16 protein-coding genes and 1 pseudogene are annotated in these 21,846 nt (G+C 58.4%); 2 read left to right on the top strand and 15 right to left on the bottom strand.

Translation table 11 applies throughout. The features are described from left to right. Nucleotides 1-96: 96 nt before the first annotated feature. The 9 genes and pseudogenes from AC1Z3W_RS05925 to AC1Z3W_RS05885 all read right to left on the bottom strand — a co-directional run bounded on the left by AC1Z3W_RS05925 (nucleotide 97) and on the right by AC1Z3W_RS05885 (nucleotide 12,126). Entirely contained in the window at nucleotides 97-948 is an 852-nt protein-coding gene (locus AC1Z3W_RS05925; protein ID WP_483507226.1) for a 3-hydroxybutyryl-CoA dehydrogenase, read from the bottom strand. Between the two features lie 134 nt (nucleotides 949-1,082). Then, nucleotides 1,083-1,490, bottom strand: a complete 408-nt coding sequence (locus AC1Z3W_RS05920; protein ID WP_483507833.1) for an acyl-CoA dehydrogenase C-terminal domain-containing protein — start codon at nucleotides 1,488-1,490, stop codon at nucleotides 1,083-1,085. A gap of 8 nt (nucleotides 1,491-1,498) precedes the next feature. Next, nucleotides 1,499-2,894, bottom strand: a pseudogene (locus AC1Z3W_RS05915) (acyl-CoA dehydrogenase family protein); the annotation flags it as partial. Nucleotides 2,895-3,130: 236 nt separating this feature from the next. Next, nucleotides 3,131-3,379 carry a hypothetical protein gene (locus tag AC1Z3W_RS05910; RefSeq protein ID WP_483507225.1) on the bottom strand — a complete coding sequence of 83 codons (249 nt, stop codon included), beginning with the start codon at nucleotides 3,377-3,379 and terminating at the stop codon, nucleotides 3,131-3,133. A gap of 19 nt (nucleotides 3,380-3,398) precedes the next feature. Further along, nucleotides 3,399-4,355, bottom strand: coding sequence for an electron transfer flavoprotein subunit alpha/FixB family protein (locus AC1Z3W_RS05905; RefSeq protein ID WP_483507224.1), 957 nt, complete (start codon nucleotides 4,353-4,355; stop codon nucleotides 3,399-3,401). A gap of 17 nt (nucleotides 4,356-4,372) precedes the next feature. Further along, nucleotides 4,373-5,122, bottom strand: a complete 750-nt coding sequence (locus AC1Z3W_RS05900; protein WP_483507223.1) for an electron transfer flavoprotein subunit beta/FixA family protein — start codon at nucleotides 5,120-5,122, stop codon at nucleotides 4,373-4,375. A gap of 315 nt (nucleotides 5,123-5,437) precedes the next feature. Then, the gene (locus tag AC1Z3W_RS05895; RefSeq protein WP_483507222.1) at nucleotides 5,438-8,917 is read right to left on the bottom strand and encodes an indolepyruvate ferredoxin oxidoreductase family protein; all 3,480 of its coding nucleotides are present in this window, start codon (nucleotides 8,915-8,917) and stop codon (nucleotides 5,438-5,440) included. Between the two features lie 1,203 nt (nucleotides 8,918-10,120). Continuing rightward, on the bottom strand, nucleotides 10,121-11,065 hold the full coding sequence (locus AC1Z3W_RS05890) for a pyridoxal-phosphate dependent enzyme (RefSeq protein ID WP_483507221.1): 945 nt from the start codon (nucleotides 11,063-11,065) through the stop codon (nucleotides 10,121-10,123). Nucleotides 11,066-11,139: 74 nt separating this feature from the next. Next, nucleotides 11,140-12,126, bottom strand: coding sequence for a DMT family transporter (locus AC1Z3W_RS05885; protein WP_483507220.1), 987 nt, complete (start codon nucleotides 12,124-12,126; stop codon nucleotides 11,140-11,142). An 84-nt stretch (nucleotides 12,127-12,210) separates the two neighbouring features. On the opposite strand from AC1Z3W_RS05885, the gene AC1Z3W_RS05880 reads away from it, so the two are divergent. After that, nucleotides 12,211-13,200 (top strand): LysR family transcriptional regulator, encoded by a 990-nt coding sequence (locus AC1Z3W_RS05880; RefSeq protein WP_483507219.1) that lies wholly within the window; start codon nucleotides 12,211-12,213, stop codon nucleotides 13,198-13,200. A gap of 109 nt (nucleotides 13,201-13,309) precedes the next feature. Here AC1Z3W_RS05880 and bcaP read toward each other — a convergent pair whose 3' ends face one another. The 3 genes from bcaP to AC1Z3W_RS05865 form a co-directional block, all read right to left on the bottom strand. Continuing rightward, nucleotides 13,310-14,740: a branched-chain amino acid transporter BcaP gene (gene bcaP / locus AC1Z3W_RS05875; protein ID WP_483507218.1), complete on the bottom strand. Its 1,431-nt coding sequence runs from the start codon at nucleotides 14,738-14,740 to the stop codon at nucleotides 13,310-13,312. A gap of 361 nt (nucleotides 14,741-15,101) precedes the next feature. After that, nucleotides 15,102-15,740, bottom strand: a complete 639-nt coding sequence (locus AC1Z3W_RS05870; RefSeq protein WP_483507217.1) for an alanyl-tRNA editing protein — start codon at nucleotides 15,738-15,740, stop codon at nucleotides 15,102-15,104. A 485-nt stretch (nucleotides 15,741-16,225) separates the two neighbouring features. Continuing rightward, nucleotides 16,226-17,035 carry a helix-turn-helix domain-containing protein gene (locus AC1Z3W_RS05865; RefSeq protein WP_483507216.1) on the bottom strand — a complete coding sequence of 270 codons (810 nt, stop codon included), beginning with the start codon at nucleotides 17,033-17,035 and terminating at the stop codon, nucleotides 16,226-16,228. 309 nt (nucleotides 17,036-17,344) lie between these two features. Here AC1Z3W_RS05865 and AC1Z3W_RS05860 point away from each other — a divergent pair, with 309 nt between their 5' ends. Next, on the top strand, nucleotides 17,345-18,523 hold the full coding sequence (locus tag AC1Z3W_RS05860) for a pyridoxal phosphate-dependent aminotransferase (protein ID WP_483507215.1): 1,179 nt from the start codon (nucleotides 17,345-17,347) through the stop codon (nucleotides 18,521-18,523). Between the two features lie 235 nt (nucleotides 18,524-18,758). Here AC1Z3W_RS05860 and AC1Z3W_RS05855 read toward each other — a convergent pair whose 3' ends face one another. From AC1Z3W_RS05855 to doeA, 3 genes are all read right to left on the bottom strand, one after another. Next, complete coding sequence (locus AC1Z3W_RS05855; protein WP_483507214.1) at nucleotides 18,759-19,946, bottom strand: M20 aminoacylase family protein; 1,188 nt, start codon at nucleotides 19,944-19,946, stop codon at nucleotides 18,759-18,761. A 122-nt stretch (nucleotides 19,947-20,068) separates the two neighbouring features. Next, complete coding sequence (locus AC1Z3W_RS05850) at nucleotides 20,069-20,446, bottom strand: RidA family protein (RefSeq protein ID WP_483507213.1); 378 nt, start codon at nucleotides 20,444-20,446, stop codon at nucleotides 20,069-20,071. A 117-nt stretch (nucleotides 20,447-20,563) separates the two neighbouring features. Beyond that, the gene (doeA, locus tag AC1Z3W_RS05845) at nucleotides 20,564-21,772 is read right to left on the bottom strand and encodes an ectoine hydrolase DoeA (RefSeq protein ID WP_483507212.1); all 1,209 of its coding nucleotides are present in this window, start codon (nucleotides 21,770-21,772) and stop codon (nucleotides 20,564-20,566) included. Nucleotides 21,773-21,846 lie beyond the last annotated feature (74 nt).

Below are 21,846 nucleotides of genomic sequence, written 5' to 3'. Positions count from 1 at the left end.
TCTGACATGGGAGCCACTGGTGTCACGCTGCTGCTCGAATCGATGTAGGAGAGCGAAGCCGATGGACGCAGCGCCGTACCGACAGCAATTTGGCACTCAGTTGTACTTGTATACCCCGTGCCCTGTCTTCCGTCCGAGCCGCCCCGCAGCGACCAACTCGCGCAACAGCGGACACGCACGATACTTGGAATCACCGAAATCCTTCAGATACACGTCCATCACCGAAAGACACACGTCGAGCCCAATCAGGTCTGCCAGCGCCAGTGGTCCAATCGGATGATTCGCGCCAAGCTTCATACCTTCATCGATTTCCTCAGGCGTCGCGATGTTCTCTCCGAGCACACTGAAGGCCTCATTGATCATCGGCACGAGAATACGGTTGACGACAAAGCCTGGCGAGTTGCGCACGACTATCGGCGACTTGCCAAGCCTTTCTGCGAGTTCGCGTGTGGCGAAGACAGTTGCGTCGCTTGTCTGCAAGCCGCGGATCACTTCGACGAGCGGCAATAGCGGCACCGGATTGAAGAAGTGCATGCCGACGAAACGGCTCGGGTCGCCGAGTGTCGCGGCCAGCGCCGTAATCGACATCGACGACGTGTTCGACGCGATGATCGCGTCTGCCTTTGCCGCGCGTTCGATTTGCCCGAGGATCCGCGCTTTCAAATTCGCCTGCTCGGTGACCGCCTCGATGACAATGTCTGCGCTCGAGAGCTGTTGGTAATCGGTCGACGTCACGATCCGCGCAAGTGCGGCGTCGCGTGCCGATGCCTCGATTTTGCCTTTTCCGACGAGCCGCTCAAGGCTATGCGTCACCGTCGCCATGCCTTTTTGCACCGCCGCGTCTGCTACATCCACCATCGCCACATCGAGCCCCGCGATCGCGCACACCTGTGCGATACCGTTGCCCATCGTTCCAGCACCAACGACGCCCACTTTCTGAATTGCCATGATCCTCCCCTGTCTAAAAATCCCGACGAGTGCGCCGCGCGACCGTGCACCGTCGGGCACATTGCTTCTCACACCATGCTCCGCAGTGCAGAACACGAAGTCCTGCGACTGCGCATCATGAAGTCATGCCGCAATCAGAATTGATCCGCGGACAGCGCCAGCAGCCCTTCGCCGTTGCGCGCGCTGATAACCGAAGCTTCGAGCGCGAGCGCCTGAGGCAGGATGAAATCCGCGTAGAAATGCGCTGTTGCGAACTTCGCATCGTAGAACGACGCATCTTCTTCGTAGTTGACCACAGCGGCAATGAGCGCGCGCGCCATCTGCCAGCCACACAGCACAATGCCCGCGAGCTTCAGATATGGCACACTGCCCGCGAACATCGCATTCGGGTCGCTGCGGCCAGACTCCACGATGAAGTACGCAGTGCGGGCGAATGCGTTGCGTGCGTCCGTCAGGCGCTGCTGCATCGCTTCGATTGGACGCTTTGCGCTTTGCGGCGCCTCCGGCGCAACCGAGTCCAGCGCCGCAAGCGTCTGCGTCATTGCATCCATCAGTTGTTTCGCTACCGTGCCACGATCGCGCACTGTCTTACGACCAACGAAATCGTTCGCCTGAATCGCGGTGGTGCCTTCATAAATCGTGAGAATCCGTGCATCGCGATAGAACTGCGCCGCCCCCGTTTCCTCGATGTAGCCCATGCCGCCGTGCACCTGCACGCCAAGGCTCGCCACGTCGATTGACATCTCCGTGCTCCAGCCTTTTACGACTGGCACAAGGAATTCGTAGATCGCAGCGTTGCTCTGACGAGTCGCTTCATCTGGCGCGTGGTGTGCAAGATCAGCGTGCGCAGCGGCGACATAGGCCAGCGCACGGGCGCCTTCGGTCAGCGCGCGCATTGTCATCAACATGCGGCGAACGTCTGGGTGATGAATGATCGCAACGGGCTCTACCGACGAGCCATCTACGGGGCGGCTCTGTACACGCTCCTTCGCGTACGCTACGGCCTTCTGATATGCCGCCTCCGACACAGCAATCCCCTGTATGCCGACCGCGAAGCGCGCAGAGTTCATCATGATGAACATATACTCAAGCCCGCGATTTTTCTCACCGACGAGATAGCCGATCGCACCATCGCAGTCGCCGAACTGCAACACTGCTGTCGGGCTTGCCTTGATGCCGAGCTTGTGTTCAATCGACACGCACTGCACGTCGTTGCGCATGCCAAGGCTGCCGTCGTCGTTCACGAGGAATTTCGGCACGACGAAGAGCGAGATGCCTTTGACGCCTTCCGGCGCGTCGGGTGTGCGCGCAAGCACGAGATGGACGATGTTCTCCGCCATGTCGTGCTCGCCATACGTGATGAAGATCTTCGTGCCGAACACCTTGTACGAGCCGTCGCCCTGTGGCTCGGCACGCGAGCGCACCAGCGCAAGGTCGGAGCCGGCCTGCGGCTCGGTCAGGTTCATCGTTCCGGTCCATTCGCCAGAAATCAGCTTTGGCAGATACCGCATTTTCAGCTCGTCCGAACCGGCTGTCAGCAGCGCTTCAATGGCACCGTCGGTCAGCATCGGGCACAACGCGAACGAGAGATTCGCCGAGTGCAGCATTTCGATGCACGGCGTCGCGATCAGCTTCGACAGGCCCTGCCCGCCGAACTGGTCCGGATGCATCACACCCTGCCAGCCTCCCTCTGCGAACTGGCGGAACGCGTCCTTGAAACCGGGTGTCGTGGTCACTTCGCCATCGTGCCATTCACTCGGGTGGCGATCGCCTTCGACGTTGAGCGGGGCGACCACTTCGCTCGCAAACTTCGCTGCTTCGTTCAGCACGGCATTTGCGGTTTCGAGCGTCGCGTCTTCGAATCCTGGCAACTTGGCGGTCCCCTCGATATCTGCGAGTTTGTCGAGGGCGAAGACCATATCTTTGATGGGCGCAATGTAGCTCATCTTGTGCTCCTGATTGGACTTGTGACAACGGTACGGGCTGCGGGGGCCATGCTTCGCGCGTCGTCGAAACGCACGCGGATCTTCTTCAAGTCTCCGAGCTCCGGTGGTCATCGCTGTTTCGCTTAGCGTGCGTCCAGGAGCTGCCAGCCTCCGAATGGGTCCAAGAGACCACTACACTGTGTCGCTCGTGGACCTCACGACCGCAATTGGTTGATGCTTTATATATGGCGCTATCGCTAGGGGTTTGTCGCTACTCGCTCCCCCGAAAAATAGCGCGCACGGGCCTTGCGGATTGCGGTATCGAAATCGAGTTCGGTGGCCAAGTGCTTATGATCAACACTTACCAGCCAGCCTTGCGCTGACTTGCACCACCGAATTCGTCCCTCTTCATAGGCCTGACAGAACCAGCGCCACAATGCCGCATCGGCTTCGTTAGCTGAATTAGCCGCCTCGGCTCGCGTTCGCTCGAAGTTGGTCGGAGACATACGTCCTCCTTTTATCCGGTCATTCCTGTTCGCCTATTGCAGCGACAAGGGCGGGGACAGCCGCAAAGAGGTCGTCAACAAGACCAAAATCCGCGACGCTGAAGATCGGAGCCTCGGGATCCTTGTTGATTGCGACGATCACCTTCGAGTCCTTCATGCCAGCGAGGTGCTGGATCGCCCCCGAAATGCCGACGGCAATATACAACTGGGGCGCGACGATTTTGCCCGTCTGTCCGACCTGGTAGTCGTTCGGCACGTAGCCTGCGTCGACGGCGGCACGCGACGCGCCAAGCGCAGCACCGAGTTTGTCTGCGAGTGGCTCGAGCACCTTCGCGTAATTTTCCCCGCTCGCCAAGCCGCGGCCACCCGACACGATAATCTTCGCACTCGTCAGGTCCGGACGGTCCAGCTTCGTCACTTCCCGGCTCACGAATTGCGACACGCCTGCGCCCGTTGCCGCGTCGACCTTCTCGATCGCTGCGCTGCCGCCTTCGGCTGCCACCGGGTCGAAACCCGTCGCACGCACCGTGATCACCTTGATCGCGTCCGTCGATTGCACCGTCGCAATGGCATTACCAGCGTAGATTGGGCGCTCGAAGGTGTCGGCGGAATCAACGGCTGTGATGTCCGAGATTTGGGCGACATCGAGCTTTGCGGCGATACGCGGGGCTACATTCTTACCGTAGGCAGTCGCCGGCGCCAGGATGTGTGAATAGCTTTTCGCGACGGTCAGCGTGGTCGCCTCGACATTCTCCGCAAGGCCTTCAGCCAAGTGTGGCGCGTCGGCCAGCAAGACCTTCGAAACGCCCGCGATCTTCGACGCCGCTTCCGCCGCCGCCTGAGCGTTGTGCCCCGCAACCAGCACGTGAATGTCCTGGTGCCCCATGGTCGAGATGACTGCCGCCGCAGCCACGGTGTTCAGCGTGCTAGCCTTGATCGACACGTTGTCGTGTTCGGCAATAACCAGAATCGTCATGTCTATGCGCTCCTTCCTTACAGCACCTTGGCTTCGGTCTTCAGCTTCTCGACCAGCGTCTTCACGTCCGGCACCTTCACGCCGGCCGCGCGCTTCGGCGGCTCGACCACCTTCAGCGTCTTCAGACGCGGCGCGACGTCCACGCCCAGGTCTTCCGGCTTCACCGTTTCCAGCGGCTTCTTCTTCGCCTTCATGATGTTCGGCAGCGTCACGTAACGCGGCTCGTTCAGGCGCAGGTCCGTGGTGACGACCGCCGGCAGCGACAGCGACAGCGTTTCCGCGCCGCCGTCGACTTCACGTGCGACCGTGGCACGGCCGTCGGCGATCGTGACCTTCGATGCGAACGTCGCTTGCGGCAGGCCGGCCAGCGCGGCCAGCATCTGGCCCGTCTGGTTCGAATCGTCGTCGATCGCCTGCTTGCCGAGGATCACCAGCTGCGGCTGTTCCTTGTCGACCAGCGCCTTCAGGATCTTCGCGACGGCCAGCGGCTCGACGCTATCGTTCGACTCGACGAGGATCGCGCGATCCGCACCGATCGCCAGCGCCGTACGCAGCGTTTCCTGCGCTTGCGCGACACCGACCGATACCGCGATCACTTCGGTCGCCACACCGGCTTCCTTCAGGCGCACCGCCTCTTCCACCGCGATTTCGTCGAACGGGTTCATCGACATCTTCACGTTCGCGATGTCGACGCCCGTGTTGTCCGACTTCACGCGGACCTTCACGTTGTAATCAACCACACGCTTCACTGCCACCAAGATCTTCATCTAAGAACTCCTCCGTTATGACGCGAGGCGTCCTCGCAACCACGCGCTTACTTGTCGCGGTAGACGCCTTGACGTGTTCGTAGTGGGTCAATAGCAAGACGAGAACCAAGAGCGATTGCGCTCGCCGGAGCGACACCTCGCCGCTGCAGAATAGTGACCGGATGACCGAGGACGGCAAGCGGACCGCCCTGCCTTCCTGTCAATGCCTCTATTTGCGCAACCCTCCCGTTCCAGACTGCAGACCCCTCAAACTCTCCTTGTTTAGCACTGTCTGCTGAGAATGACCCGACTCGCGAGGAGTCGGGCCAGCGTCCGTCACTTCTGCGCGTTTTTGGCGAGTTGGCCCTCAAGCTCGTCCCAGCGCTTCGACGCGATGTTCATTGCTTGCGCTTTGACGTGGCCAAAACCCCGTACGTCCGCGGGAAGTCGCGCGATTTGCTCCGCTACCGAAATATCGAGCTTCGTAGGAGAGGACAGAAGCGACTCGATAAATGCGATGTACCGGTCACGCCATGCCCGCTCGTGGCGGCGCTCCTCGTTACGACCGAACAGATCGAGCGGCGTCTCACGAAGCCACTGCATACGTGCGAGTACGCCCATCGGCCACCGAATCCACTCACCAAACGTCCGCTTTCGAACACTCGGACCAGTTCCAAGCGTCGGCGGAGCGAGGTGGTAGCTCATGCGAACGCCCTGGCCGAATTCCCGTTCGACGGACTTTCGGAAATCCGACGACACCAACATTCGCGCGACTTCGTACTCGTCCTTATAGGCCATCACGCGGTAGAGCTGGGCCGCCAGAGTCATGGCAAGGCTCTCGGGCAACGCGCGCTCTGCCTGTTCCATCAGCTTGCGGTACTGGAGGGAATACTTGGCGTTCCAGTACGACTCAAGGCGGCGAGCTCGGTCCTCAATCACTTCGAGAAGCGATTTCGGCACAGCCGCGGGCGCTTCTGCGGCCAACAGCATCTTGACAAGCTTTGCATCGCTAGCGAGATGACAACCGATCCGGAACGCTTCCAGATTCTTCGGAACAGCCGTACCGTTCAGCTCGATGGCTCGCTCGATGCTGCTACGCTCCAACGCGATGCGTCCGGACTGCCATGCGATACCGAGCAACATCAGATTCGCGAAGATCGCATCGCCTAGAACACGCGCGGCGATACGGGCCGCCGGCAATGCCACGACGCGACCGCGACTCGTCCTTTTGCGCAGCCGAGCCATCAGGTCGTTGACCGGCGCTGACCAATCACGAGACTTGATGAATTCCGAGGTCGGACTCGTGTCTTCGCTGACGATAACGAGTGCGTCGTCACGCAGCCGCGACAACGTCGCATTGCTTCCCGCCACCACGGCATCTGCACCGATCAGCAGGTCGCACTGGTCGGCTGCGATTTTCGTTGCCGAGATTTCGTCGTCACGCGCGGCAAGTTGAACGTAGGAATAGACCGTGCCGCCTTTTTGGGCCATCCCGGCCATGTCCATGACGCAAACTGCCTTGCCCTCGAGGTGTGCGGCCATACCGAGCAATGCTCCGATGGTCACCACGCCCGTACCCCCGACGCCGCCCACTACGATCCGCAGCGGCGAGGTCAGCGCGGGCAGAGCCGGCTTGGACGGCCAGCCTTCCGGCAGTTGATCAAACTTCGGCGGCCGCTTCGTATCGCGCGTATGCACCGTGACGAAGCTCGGACAGAAGCCCTCGACACACGAGAAATCCTTGTTGCAACTGCTCTGATTGATGCGCCGTTTCGTTCCCAGGGCCGTCTCGACCGGCTCGACTGACAGGCAGTTCGATTTTTTCGAGCAATCTCCACACCCCTCACATATCTCGGGGTTGATAAATGCTCTTTGCGCGGGATCCGGATACTCATTGCGCTTGCGTCGACGGCGCTTCTCACTCGCGCACGTTTGCGCATAGATCAAAGCGGATACGCCGGGTACAGCACGCAATTCGCGCTGTACGGTGTCCAGTTCGTTTCGGTGACGGATCGTCACTCCAGGCGCCAGCCCTTCAGCTTCACTCAGCAACCCCGGCTCGTCACTCACGATGACAACTTTGCCGACACCTTCAGCCGCGAGCTGGCGCGTAAGCTGCGCCACGCTGAGCTGGCCGTCGACGTGCTGGCCACCCGTCATGCCCACCGCATCGTTGTAAAGGATCTTGTAGGTAATGTTGACTTTTGCAGCGACCGCCTGCCGGATTGCCATGTACCCGGAGTGAAAGTACGTGCCATCCCCCAGGTTCGTGAACACGTGGTTTTCTTTCGTAAACGGCGACGTCCCGACCCAGTTGGCACCTTCTCCGCCCATGTGCGTGAACGTCTCCGTCCCACGGTCCATGGTGAGTGTAAGAAAATGGCACCCGATGCCGCCAAGGGCACGACTACCCTCCGGGACGACCGTCGAGGAATTGTGAGGGCAACCGCTGCAGAAATACGCCTTACGTTCGGCGATGTCGATGACACGGCGAGACGCCCGCTCGGCCTCTTCGATGCCTTTGACGCGTTCCTCGATCAGGCGCTTGATGTCTTCCGGCATCGGAAACTTGAGCAGCCGCGCGGCCAACATCTTCGCGATCGGTTCAGGCTGAAGCTCATAGTGGGTAATCAGCGGCGCTTCGCTGCGAGGTGTGCTCCATTCGCCGTGAAGATCCGACGACTTCCCGACAACACGGGGCCGGAGATGGTCCGGCAGGGAATACAGTTCGTCTTTGATCTGCGACTCAAGGATCGGGCGCTTCTCCTCCACGACAATAAGCTCTTGGAGACCCGCAGCGAAGACTCGCAAACCAGCCGGCTCAAGTGGCCAAATCATCCCAACCCGGAACACGCGAAGGCCGATACGTTGCGCAGGCTCGCCTTCGAGGCCGAGAATCCTCAGAGCTTCAACGGTATCGAGGTAACCTTTGCCGCTCGCAGCAATACCAATGCGTGCGTTGGCACACGGCCACGTCACCTGGTTGATGGCGTTGGCCCGCGCGTACGCGATCGCGGCCGGAAGCTTGTACGTGTAGAGACGCTCTTCCTGTGCAAGGGAACGGTCCGGCCACCGAATATTCAATCCTCCGGGGGGCATCGGCGCATCGATCTCGATATTGGGCCGCACTCGCTGAAGGCTGACGTCGACGGAAGCCGACGTTTCGACGATCTCGCTCACCAGTTTCATCGATGCCCAAAGCCCGGTGGCGCGGGACATCGCGACCGCGTGCGCACCGAAATCCAGGACTTCCTGAAGCGACGTCGGATAGAAGATGGGCAGACCGCACCCCATCATGACGTGCTCCGACTGGTGGGGGATGCTCGACGACTTGCACGAGTGGTCATCGCCGAACAACGCCACCACTCCGCCGTGCTCCGCCGTACCAGCGAGGTTCGCATGCCTGAACACGTCGCCCGAGCGGTCGGCCCCCGGCCCTTTGCCATACCAATACCCGACAACGCCGTCGAACTTTCCCTGACCAGCGAGATGGGCCTGCTGTGTGCCCCAGCACGCTGTGGCGGCCAGGTCTTCGTTCACACCGGGTTGAAAGACGATGTCATGGGCCTTCAGGTGCTTGCCGGCCTGCCAGAGGGAGGTGTCGAAAGAGCCCAGGGGCGAACCGCGATAGCCGGAAATGAATCCGGCGGTGCGAAGGCCATTTTTGGCATCACGACGCTGCTGAGAAAGCGCCAGCCGCACCAAAGCCTGCATGCCGTTCATGAAGGCGTGCCCCTCGTCGCGAAGATACTTGTCGTCGAGTGAGATAGGCTTGGAATCGGCCGGCTTCAACGGAACAACTTCTGTGTGTCTCATCGTAGTCTTCTGTGTATTGCGGTGGACAGGCGGACCAAGTTGGGCGGGCGCAACTTGAGGTTCACATGTCACTTCGATCGCCGGCGTCCGTACAAAAGCAGACCCGCGGCCTGGACCCTGATTTCCGCCATCGAATAGCAATGTTGGAACCGCAATTGCCATTCGCCGTCGCCGCGAACTATCAGGCCTCGGGTCGATTGTGGGGGGGGCCAATAAACGCAACAATCCGCCGGAAGGTAAAGAATATTTACGTATCAGGTAAGGTCGGAAGATGCATGCCACGCGCGCTCGCACTCAAGATCGTGACCGGAAGTGGCAATCAGGCTCAGGGGCTTGCCGGGCAACGACTAGATCGACACTACGTTCCACTCAAGCAGAGCCCACGGGGCACAGGGCCAAGGGTAAACACCATCAAGGAAAGTAGGTTGAACTCCAGACGGAAAGAAGCGATAACCCGTCGGATGACCAAACTAAAAAATCAGGTCAATTTTTTACAAGCACCGGTGTTTTCGGAGCCCTAGGATTGTCGCCACTCGGACAATCAATTCCGCCTAGTCCGAGTGCGCCGCCCCCCGTGGCCAGGAACCAGGTACCCATGAAGTGCCGCCCCACTCGCCTGGGCCACAAGCCCTTGGCGACCATCTATCGTTCGGTCGCTACCGCGGATGTCTCATACATTCAATGTGACAATCAGGAGTGCAAAATCATGGATGAACAAATCGATTACACTGCTGGAATGCCGATTGGCTTGCTCGACGAACTGCCAGTGCCAGTCGATGTTACCGAGTCCTCTTGCCCCGAGTTGCAATAGCCACTGTTACATCGACCACCTCATCGGATGTCTTATTGACTGACGTCCTCTTCGAGGGTTTTTGCCGAACTCTTAGCAACACAACGGCGAATCGCAGCATACCGCTTCCAGCGGCGCCGCTCTCCCCAGCAACGTGATTCTGCCATCGCGCGAAACGCCACGTACGCTCCCCCTCAATTCCCATTTCGATGCAATTCGGACGTGGCACGACAGGCTGTAAGTGCCATGACACTGCCCATTTATTCCTATCCGCCGGGGCGGTGTGCGCGACCCACACTGATGGACTAGAGGCGGCTGTCTGTCGATCGAATTCATGCCGTCGCATAGCAGCATGCAACGGCATGAGAGATTTGTATCAGGTCGGCGGTGGGCGACTCTGCGGTGGCGTCAATTCAATGCGATTGGTCGGCCTGCGCAGCTGCTTTGGTTCGCCATTCCAGGATCTGTTCGTAGGTCGCGGTTGCACCGCCACACACGATCGCCAGCGGTGCCTTGAAGTCGGCGATGATGCTTTGATTTCGGCTGTAAATAGCCGCCAACGTTGCACCGCACGACGGTTCGACCAATACTCGGTGGTCGTGAAGGAACCGCTCACAAGCATCCAGCGCCTCGAGGTCAGTCACCACGTGGCACCGTACGTCATGTGACCGCGTGACTTCGAACGCGTTCTCACACACCTTCTTAGCGCCGAGCGACGTCGCCACGCTCGTGATGGCATCCAGCTCAATCCGGGTGCCCGCCGCAACCGATTGTGCTAGGGAGTCGGCACCTTCCGTTTCGATCGCTACGACCGGAATGTTCCCAAGACCGTTTCGCTGCAGGCCTTCGACCACACCTGAGAGAAGTCCACCGCCACCAACGGACAAGAGCACCGAATCGAACGGAATTTTTGCCCTCGCAACCTCGTCGATCATGGTTGCATGTCCGGCCCATGTGGTTGGATTGTCGAACGGATGAACGAAAGCAGACGTCGAGTCGAGCATGGACAGAGCCAGAGCATTGGCCTCCATCCAGGAAGCGCCGTGGACAATCACGGATGCGCCTTCCTGTTCAATAAGTGCCTTCGCTCGCAGGGTTGTCGTCTCGGGAACGACGACCGTTACGGGGATCGAAAGCTGGCGGCCGGCATAGGCGGCCGCAATTCCAGCGTTCCCGCCCGACGACGAGATGAAGCGCGTCTTTCCTTGGCGAGCATATTCCTCGCAAAGCAGTCCAATACCTCGGATCTTGAACGAACCGGACGGCTGCAGCGCATCGTACTTCAGCCAAACATCCTTCCCACTCAGAATGCTCAGCGGCCTCGACTGCATCAGAGGTGATTCGATGTGGAGCGGCATGTAGACCTCCTCTACCCAAAAATAGTAATTTGACAATTGATCTGCAAGTGATGAAGAGCGACGTCACCGGCCATTCAAGGCAGGCTTTGCCTCCCCACATCAACTGCTTGATACCCACCGCGGTTTGCCCGCACTTTACGGGTCAAGTTCAGGTTCGCGCACCCCAGTCCTGCCAAGATCGCAGCCAGTCCCACCAAGTGATAGGCATGAATCGTTTCGCCGAGAAGCAGGCTTGAAAGAACCGCTCCGTAGACCGGGATGAGGTGAATGAACAGGCCTGCTTGGGATGGGCCGACGCGCGCGACACCTGCCATGTACAGGAGCGTCGCTAGCAATGAAGCGGCAAGAGCGACATACAGCATTCCGAGCATCGATGAATGCGTCCATACCGCACGATGTCCCGCTACGTATTCCCAGATGAAGCCTGGAGCGAGAACAAATGCTGCGATGGCCAACTGCAGGGTGAGAACACCGATCGGATTCAAATCTTTCGGCAATCCTCGCAGCCAAAGCGAATACAAGGCGAAACACCCCATGCCTACAAACACAATCAAGTCGCCCATCGAAAACTGCAATGCGACGAAGCGGTGCAAGTCGCCTTGAAGAAGAATCACGAGAACACCTGCACTGGAGAGTGCCATCCCAACGGCCTGGTTGCGGGTGAAGCGTTGTTTGTAAATCAGGCCGCCGAACAAGACAATCAGCACCGGAATCATGGAGTTCAGCAACAGTGCGTTCGAGGCCGTTGTGAAATGGAGACCGGCATACACGAACAGGTTGAAACCAGCCAGGCCAGCAACCGAAGTCCGAACCAGCAGCCAGCGATGGTTCCAGTAACGCTTGGCGTCACGTCTGATCGCCGCCCAAGAGAAGGGCAGCAGACAGCCGAACGCAATCAGATGGCGAACGAATGCAAGCGTCATGGGTGGAACCTCGCCCCGAAGCGCTCGTCCGACAACGAAATTGCCCGCCCAGAGCAAGGGCGGGAGTGCCAGCAACACCCAGGGACCGAATGCCCCCAGGCGGCGAGTAACTGCAGTGCGGTTACGACCAACGCTCATGTGAAACCTCCATGCGGATGTTTCACATTGTGAATACAGCGAATTCATGCAACAATAAGATGAAACGAAAAGGATATTTACGTTATGCGTAAAGCTCTGGATGGTGGTCTCCTGCACGCGATGCGCGCATTTTTGAAGGTCATTGACAGTGGCAGTTTCACTGCCGCTGCCGAGCAAATGGACCTAACTACCGCGCAAATCTCTCGCCTCGTGACCGATCTTGAGAAGCGTTTGGGCGCCAAGCTCCTCCAGCGGTCGACGCGCCTTCGTGTGCTGACAGATGTCGGGGCTGACTACGCAGAGCGATGCCGCGAGGTCATTGCCCTCGTCGAAGAGGCCGAAGCGAATGCATCGGGCGCGACTACGACGCCACACGGGCGACTTCGCGTCCAATGCATGGTCAACTTCGGGCAGCACTACGTTGCTCCGATGATGGCCGATTTCTGCGCCAGCTATCCTCAGCTGACCGTTGAGTACAGCACCTCCCAGTACGTTCCGGATCTGCTCGCTCGCGGTGTCGACGTCAGCCTGTACCTGGCCGAAGCACTGACCGACTCTGGACTGGTTGCAAGGAGGCTCGGCACAACGTTCTCGATACTCTGCGCCTCCCCTGACTACATCGAACGACATGGCACCCCTCAATCTCCAGACGATTTAGCGAACCATACGTGCCTGAGGTTGCTCAACCCGTCTATCCGTCCGGAGTGGAACCTGACGGACGGAAGCGGTAGTACGTTGCAATACAACTTGCGAGGGAAGTTGATTGCAGACACACCTGACATGGTCCTCGATGTGACCCTGCGAGGCGCCGGCATCACACTCCTCCCACTTTTCACCGTCATCGACGCGGTCCGGGAAGGACGCTTGACCCGCGTTCTTCCAGATTGGCGTTCACCCGATATCGGCATCTACGCCTTGCTTCCATCTAGGCACTACCTGAATGCGAAAACAAGAGCGTGGCTCGATTGGGTGGAGCAACGAATCACACCGCAGCTCAAAGCTGACGCCGAGTACTTCTCCGTCAACGCATCATCACGATCGGCGCTACCTGCGCCGCGTGACGATGCACGGTAAAGATCTCTGTGTACCGCGGCAATGAAGTCAGCGGTTCGAGATCGACGGTCGGTGACTTGCCCTGGAAGATGAGGAACTGCGTCGAGCTCCCCAAACGCCTATTGAATGACTACGCCTGTGTCCCGACTTCGTAGTTCCGCCTCGACTTTTCAGTCCGCAAAAGGGAGTTATGCCGTGCATACGCGAAGTAGACGACTGCCCCCAGGCAGAGCCAACCACCAAACGCGATCCAGGTGATCGGTTTCAAATAGGCCATCAATACGACACAGAATACGATCGCAAGTACCGGAACGGCGGGAACGCCAGGACAGTGGAAGGCTCGATGCAGATCGGGCCTCTTCTTCCGAAGAACGATCACTGCGACTGCGACAAGGCAGAATGCGGCCAGCGTCCCGATATTCACCAGCTCCGCAAGCACGTTAAGCGGAACGACAGCACCAAGCATGGAAAACAAAATCCCAACCGTCCATGTAGTGAAGAACGGGGTGCCGAACTTCGGATGGATTTTCGAGAACCGCTTAGGCATCAGGCCGTCCCGAGACATCGCGAAGATGATGCGTGTCTGCCCGTAGAACATAACCAGAATGACCGTCGTCATACCGAGGATCGCCCCAAGGTCGACGAATCCTGCGAACCAATTCTCTTTTGCATGCTGCAGCGCCAGCGAGACAGGATGGTCAATTCCGAGGAACTGTTGGTACGGCACGATACCGGTCATGATTGCCGTTACAGCAATGTAGAGCACCGTGCAGCACACGAGCGAGCCGATGATCCCAATCGGCAGATCTCGGCCCGGACGCTTCACCTCCTCCGCCGCAGACGATACGGCATCGAAGCCGATGAACGCGAAGAAGACCAGCGACGCTGCGCTCAGTACCCCGCCGTAACCGAACGGGAGGAATGGGTGCCAGTTCGCAGGTTGGACGTGACGAACACCGACGACAATAAAGAGGACCACGACCGTAACCTTGATCGCGACCATCAGGTTGTTAATGCGCTTCGTCTCATTGACGCCGATCGACAGCAATGTCGTCACCGCCAGCATGATGAGTAGCGCGGGGAGATTGCAGTAGGTCTCGACACCAGGTAAGGCTCCTGGGGCAGCGGAAAGTGCGACTGGAAGCTTCCATCCGAAGCCGGCCATGAGCGACTGGAAATATCCGGACCATCCGGCAGAGACGGCCGAGGTCGCAAGCCCATATTCGAGCACGAGGTCCCACCCAATCATCCATGCGATGAACTCGCCCAGTGTGGCGTAGCTGTATGCGTAGATCGACCCAGCGACGGGGACGGTCGACGCGAACTCGGCGTAGCAGAGCGCTGCAAATCCGCAAGCGATCGCTGCTATCACAAACGACAACATCACCGCGGGGCCCGCCGTTACCGCGCCAGTTCCGGTGATGACAAAGATTCCGGTACCGATGATTGCACCGATACCCATCAGGATAAGGTCGAGCGGCCCAAGCACCTTTTTCAGGCCGCTGGATTGCCGACTCGATGCGATCATCGCATCGATACTTTTCGTCCTCAAAAGACTCATTCAATGTCTCCGTCTCTAGTTTTACTTCGCGACCTTGGTTGCCGTCTGCAGCGCGATGGTTTGCGTTCTTGCTTTCCTCCGGAGCCAGCTCAGCTTTGCATTCGACGTCGGGCTCCGTTGAGCCTCTCGGCTCACCGACCTAGGTCTACTGCGAACTCGGGGAATTTCTTTTTGTTTCAATCAACAACCGACAAGTACTACCGGCAGCCGGTTGCGTCGACGGAAACTGGAGATACCTCGGTTTCCGTCGATGAAGGTGGTAATCGTGAGATTCGGTATCCGAAATTTATGCGATGAATCGTCAAGAAGTCGAACGAATCAATCACGATACTCCGGGCGTTCAACGCATACCGCGGCGCTATCAGTTAGGCTCCGCGAGGTCGTAGTAGACCCACAGCTGTCCCTTCTTTTCTTTTACCTTCGAGATGGTCACTTTCCCGATTTCCGCAGTTGAGGCAACGTGAGTGCCGCCACAGCTATAGGACGGGAGCTCACCGAAGCCGATCGAGCGCTTACCGTCTTCCATAGTCGTGATGCGACTCAGGGCTGCTGCAACATTTGCATTAACGTGCAACTCGATCAGGTCCGCGGTCAGTTCCTTCGGGTTTGCAACGGGGTCGAAAACGACTCGCGCCTCGCCCGGCCAGTGATGTCCTTTGACGGCTTGCCACCCGGATTGCTCACCGCAGACGCCGATGAGATGGCCCGCCGAATGCAGCCGCGCATGCAACGAGCGCGCTTCGGCAGAGATCTCGACCTGGGCACCTCCCAACGGGACTTCTTGGTCGCACGAATGAACCACGTTATCGCCGACCTGGCTAACACGAAGTACCTTCGCGCCGGCAATCGTCCCCTGATCCGAAGGTTGTCCGCCACCTTGCGGATGAAACAGAGTCGCTGCCAGGACGACCTCGAAACTTCCATCTTCGGTCCGGGAGCAACTGACAACGTCCCCGTGCATGCTGAGGTCGTCGCTGGTCAGATAACGGCGGTCTGTCATTTCAAATATCCTTTTCCAGAAATTCACAATTCTTCACGCTCGATGCGTTACTCGCTAGATACCGCGTATCCGTCGTGCCGTTGCCACCTTTGTCGTGAGGCCGGTCGGCCTCTGCGAGACCAATCCGGTTCGGCACTCCTTCTCAGCGAGGCAGGCCAGCCGTTCCGGTACCAACACTCAGCTCACACGAACGAGTCCGATGTTGAGTTTCAGCCGCTTTTGCTTCGACGACGGGCGCGCGCCATACGTCAGAACAGCGTATCGGGTCCGTGAGGTCGGGACTTGTAAAAAATTGACTCGGCGCCCTACTGTTCGTCCCATTTGTTTTCCGGAATCAGGGCCAATGATGCTCCGTAGCGACACGTCTCACGTCTGTGTGTGAAACGTGCAGCGGAATGCAGCAGGAATCGTGAGGCGCGTCCAGCCGTACCGATCGTCGAATCGCAGCACGGATTGGACGACGGCTGAAGAAGCTCGCTTCTGAATCAGTAGTTCGACGGTGGCACCCCGAACGCCTGACGAAACGCGCGGTTGAAGTGGCTTTGATCGTAAAACCCTACGCCTTGAGCAACTTCCGCGACGGTCTTGGATCCTCGGGTCAGTAACGAACATGCCTGCTCAAGACGTAGTCGCACGAGCCATGCATGCGGAGTCATCCCGATTGTCTGCTTGAATTGCCTGAGGAAGTGAAATCGCCCCAGACCGCATACAGCAGCCAACTCATCCAACGTGATCTTTTCGCCCAAGTGGGCGAAGCAATAGTCCCGGACGCGACACCATTGGATGGGCGAAAGCGCACCCTTCTCTTCCTTTGGGACAATTCCTCTCGATTCGGAAAATAGGGTATGGAGAAGTGTAAGCCACTCTGACGCGACTGCGAGAGTCATCGAACCGGTGGACGCACGCATCGCATCATGTAGGCGCAAAAGATGGGCAGCCAGGACCGGCGATTCAAGCATGGCTCCGCCGAGTTCGACTTCGGCGCGCCGATTCCCAACTTCCTCCAGGACCCCTGCTAGAAGGTCATAAGACAGACGAAAGGTGTTTAGGGTGTAACCGGCGGCGCCTTCGTTAATGCCATCATGAATCTCGCCCGGGGGCATTAGCGAGATGCAGCCAGGACCAAGCAGGACCGAGTTGCCCCGGAACGTTTGCCGCTGAATGCCCTCAGTGACCAAGCCAATGTGATAGTCGATGTGGAAGTGGCGGTCGAATGTGAATTCGCAAAATCGCGCCGCACCGAGCACTAGGCCCGGGACCTCAGCTACGTGCTGATACTGAACATGGTCTTTCATCGTAAGCGCGCGACCCCAACCCCACACCCAAGCAGTCGAGCTATCGCGCGACCGGCATTGCAAGTATCAAATAGCCTAGCACGGCTATGAAACCGCGAAATCAACCATGGCAGTGTTACGTTTTTCGTAAATGTGCTTTTCGATAAACCCTATTCCTCGTGCCGTCGGCCAACCTAAACTATCCCGTCCTCGGCAACGATGTCGCTGACTCGGTTCCTGTGCTCGCGCGGCGCGTTTCGCCGTTGAATCCAGGCCGGCTACCCTCGCATCGCCCCCCTTCTCCGAATTATCCGCATTCCATTAGAGATCATGAAACTCTCCCAGCGAGCGCTATCCGTCTCTCCGTTCCTTGCCATGGAGTTCGGGAGCCGTGCCGCGGCCCTTGAGGCTCAAGGCCACCACGTCGTCAAGCTGAACATCGGTGAACCAGATTTCGGGGCGCCTGAGCCAGTCGTTCGTACGATGCAGAAAGTGCTGGAAAAGACGCCAATGTCCTACACATCGGCGCTCGGTCTCCTTCCCCTGCGAGAGAAAATTGCGAAGTATTACGGTACAGCGTACGGCGTTGATGTTGATCCGTCGCGCGTCGTTGTCACTGCCGGCGCGTCTGCGGCCCTACTGCTGGTAACTGCCGCCCTGGTCAATCCAGGCGATCGCGTCCTTGTGGCCGACCCGTCGTATCCTTGCAATCGCCAGTTCCTTGCTAGCTTTGGGGCTGAAGTGGAGCTCGTGCCAACTGGGCCGGAGACTCGGTTCCAACTGAGTTCAGACCTAGTCAAAAAGCACTGGTCAGACGGCGTGCGTGGTCTGATGATCGCCACGCCTAGCAATCCAACTGGAACGTCCGTGCCGATTACCGAGCTTGCGGAAATCTGCCGTCTGGCGAACTCGAATGGCGCCTGGCGGATTGTCGATGAGATCTATCTTGGACTGACGTTTCCGGACTCCAGTGGCTGCCAAGCTAAGACCGCCCTATCCGTAGACCCCGACGCAATCATCATCAATAGCTTTTCCAAGTACTTCGGAATGACGGGTTGGCGGCTCGGATGGTGCATCGTCCCGCCCGAGATGACAGCTGTTGTTGAGCGGCTCGCCCAGAACTACTACATCTGCCCGTCAACGCTGGCCCAGCACGCTGCCCTGGCGGCCTTCGATCCAGAGACAATCGCAATCTGCGAATCTCGTCGTCACGAACTGACGGGCCGACGTTCGCTCGTGCTGGAAGGCCTGAATCGCATCGGCCTGTCAGTTCCGGTCCCTCCGGATGGCGCCTTCTACGTCTACTTCAGTGTCCGGGACTCGGGCATGAATGCCATGGAGTTCTGTAAGCGCGCACTTGAGGAAGCACACGTCGCACTGACACCTGGTATTGATTTCGGCAAGCAAGGCGCAACCGAGTATGTTCGACTCTCGTTTGCCACCTCCATCCCGGAACTCACTGAAGGACTAGCTCGGTTGGAGCGGTTTGCAGCGCAAGCGTGCAAGTGATAGCAGCGCAAACGATGGCGGCCAGCAGGCTACCCAAAAAACTCCGCAACACAAAGTTTAGCTAGCGGACGGATCTTGCAATATCCGACGTCAACATCCATGACACATGTCAGCCAACGCGGCGTGCATGGCAGCGGGGTCCGGCATCGCCATCGTACCGGGCTCTGTGTTGGCGGCGGTGCATGCGGAAAGCCAAGTCACGAAGCTAACGGGCTCGGCCTTATGACATCTCTCGTCATCGACCCAGATAGCGCTCAACCAGGCGTGCCCAGAACGCCGCACCAATCGGCAAATTGCGATCATTGAAGTCGTACTTCGGATTGTGCACCATGCATCCATCCTCGCCCGTTCCGTTGCCGAGACGCACGAATGACCCGGGACGTTGCTGCAGCATGAACGCGAAGTCCTCGCTGCTCATGAGCATGTCGGCCTGCTCGACAACGTTCTCTTCTCCAACGAGTTCGCGCGCGACCTGCGCCGCGAAATCCGTCTCAGCGGCCGAGTTGACAACGACCGGGCAGCCTTCGATAAAGTCTACGTGCGCAGCCGCGCCATGACCCACGGCTTGCGACTCAGCCAGTTCGATGATCCGACGCTTCAACAATGCACGCACATCCGCACTGAACGAGCGTACGCTCAGCTCAAGACGTGCACCATTCGGGATCACGTTGTTCACGCTGCCCGCATGCATTGAGCCAACTGTTACGACAGCAGGCTGCAATGGGTCAACGTTTCGCGAAACGATGGTCTGTAGCGCCATGACAATGCTCGCGGCGACCACGACCGGATCGACGGCAAGATGTGGCCGCGCCGCGTGGCCGCCGACGCCATCGATCGTGATGATTACCTTGTCGTCCGCCGACACGAATGGCCCGCGCCGCGTCAGGAACACACCAGGCGCGACACCTGGGTGGTTGTGCATTCCGAACACCGCATCGCACGGGAAGCGCTCGAACAATCCGTCCTCAATCATCTTTTTCGCGCCGCTATTGACATCGTTCTCCTCTGCGGGTTGAAAATACAGATGCACTGTGCCGGAGAAATTGCGCGTCTTCGCGAGGTGCTGTGCGGCGCCAAGCAACATCGTCGTATGGCCATCGTGCCCGCAAGCGTGCATCTTGCCGTGTGTCACGCTCTCGTATGGCAGTCCGGTCGCCTCGACAATCGGTAACGCATCCATGTCAGCGCGGATGCCAACGCGGCGCGTGCCGTCGCCAACCTTCATTGTGCCGACGACACCTGTCTTGCCAACGCCACGCGTAACCTGCCAGCCCCACTGCTCAAGACGAGCCGCGACAAGCGCGGCCGTCTCGACCTCTTCGTACGCCAGCTCCGGATGACGATGGATGTGTTGACGGATCTCTTGCAACGCGGCGGCCGAGGGCACCAAATCCTCAACTATTGTGTAGCGCGTGTCGGTCATGAAAAGTACCTTCCTGTGGCAATATCTCGCAGAAAAAACTGAAATTCGAGCCAAGGTTCGTCTTGCTTGATCCAGGCCGACTCAACATTTTCAGCCTCATCCGCACGATCGCGTTGTTGCCGTCAATCAAGAGCTATCACTGCTTCCACTTCGACACGGGCACCTTTCGGAACAGCTGAAACCTGATAGCAGGCACGTGCGGGATACGGGTCGGTGAAAAAACTGCTGTACGCTTCGTTCACGAGCGGGAAGTCGCCAAGGTCTGTCAGCAGCACCGTCGTTTTGACGGTCTTCTCGAGAGAACTTCCGGCGGCCTCGGCAATCGCACGGACATTGGCGAGACACTGACAGATCTGCTGAGCAGCATCCTGTCCCACGATCGAACCCGTCGCAGGATCTAACGGCAACTGACCGGATACGAACAGGAAGCCATCTTTAGCAATGGCCTGCGAGTAGGGACCAATTGCAGCGGGAGCCATGATAGTTTCAATTTTCTTCATTTCGGATCTCAATGGTTTGCACGAAAGCGCGAAGAACTAGCGAGAATGCCTATGGAAGTTCGACGTGGATGTTGCCACCCACCATCCACGTTCCCGCTCAGGATGATGGGTGTTTGGTCAATCCTTCACGAACAGTTTTCGGGGAACGTTGCTCAGGCAAGCCGCGCCAGTGGGCGTTATCACAATACTTTCAGTGATCTCGAGTCCCCAATCATCAAACCAGAGACCCGGCATGAAGTGGAACGTCATGCCCGGTTCGAGTACGGTGCGATCCCCGACGCGCAAGCTCATGGTGCGCTCGCCCCAGTCCGGCGGGTAGCTCATGCCAACCGGATAACCCACCCGCCCACCCTTCTGGATGCCATGCTTTTTCATCGCCGCGAAGAAAGCCGCGGCGATGTCCTCGCATGTATTTCCTGGCTTCGCCATATCCAATCCGGCTTCGATTCCTTCAACCACTGCCTTCTCGGCGTTCAGGAATTTCTGTGGTGGTGTCCCGATGTAAACCGTTCTCGATACCGGGCAGTGATATCGTCGATATACGCCCGCGACCTCAAAGAACGTGCCCGCCCCCTTTTGGAAAGTCGAGTCGTCCCAAGTCAGATGCGGAGTCGCCGCCTCCACACCTGTCGGTACGATTGGGACGATGGACGGGTAGTCGCCACCAAACCCGTCCACCCCTTTAATTGCGGTTGAGTAGATCTCAGCGACCAACTCGTTCTTCTTCAAGCCCGGGTGGATCACGTCGACAATGCGTTCGTACATCTTCTCGAGGATGCGCCCGCCAATCCTCATGTACTCGAGCTCTGTCTCCGATTTGACAGCACGCGCCCAGTTGACGAGACCTGTTGCATCCACCCAGGTGTTCTTGGGCAAGAACTTCTCCATGGTCCTTAGCGTGGCGGCAGAAAAATAGAAGCTATCCATTTCAACGCCTACCGACAATCCCTGCCACCCGCGATTCATCATCACTTCGGTGGAAAAATACTCCATCGGATGAAGATCGCGCTGAACGTATTCTTCGGGGTAGCCAACCACCGAGGAGTCGCTCATGAAGACGGTTGCCTTGGCGCCATTAATGTCGAGCCCTCGCCCAAACCACAAGGGTTCGCCATCCAGCGGTACAACAACACATTGATGGTTGTAGAACGAATAGCCGTCATATCCCGATACCCACGCCATATTGGATGGATCAGACACGATCAACAGCTCAATGTTTATGGCGACCATCGCATCGCGAACCTTTTTTAGCCTGGACAAAAACTCATCTCGACCAAAATAATTTCGCAACTTTGGGAAATCACCAGCTTCCGATGTATTACTCATCAGCCATACCCCAATAAAAATGCAGCTCCAACACCCTCGATGCTGCACGAGGGTGCCGAAGGTGCTACCAACAG

Source organism: Burkholderia sp. 10_S31 (assembly GCF_056930375.1).
Note: the sequence above shows the minus strand (reverse complement) of the source record. Positions and strands in the feature narration are given on the sequence as shown.